Below are 410 nucleotides of genomic sequence, written 5' to 3'. Positions count from 1 at the left end.
ATATCGCGGCACTCGGCCTGGGGCTGCCGATGCTCGGCGAGCACCAGCGGATCGACATCAAGGAACCGGCCAATCCCGATCCGCTGCCGAAATACATCGAGCACGCGGCCGCCGCGACGAAGCGGCAGGTCGTCCGCGATCTCTCGGCCGCCCGAACGGAGTATCACATCCACGAGGATACCGGGCTCACCGAACACCCTGAGACCGGCCTCTCGACCCGGCAATTGCGGGAGGAAGTCTGGTCGATTGCGCCCGATAATCCGTTGTCGATGACCGGGACGTCGACCTGGACCTGCGACATGCGCCGCCCCGGCTGGTTCGTCCGCACAGTCGCGACCGCGCGCATTGCCTGCACCCGGACCGACTGGATCATCAGCGCTGTCGTCACCGCTTTCGAGGACGATGTGCAG

At 65.9% G+C, this 410-nt stretch carries 1 pseudogene; it reads left to right on the top strand.

Annotated features, from left to right (window positions below):
• Positions 1-410 (top strand): annotated as a pseudogene (locus K6N12_RS33735) (CocE/NonD family hydrolase); the annotation flags it as partial.

This window comes from Rhizobium redzepovicii, from assembly GCF_019793435.1.
In the GTDB taxonomy this organism is placed as follows: Bacteria; Pseudomonadota; Alphaproteobacteria; order Rhizobiales; family Rhizobiaceae; genus Rhizobium; species Rhizobium redzepovicii.
The sequence above is the reverse complement of the archived record's forward strand: the minus strand, read 5'-3'. Positions and strand labels throughout refer to the sequence as shown.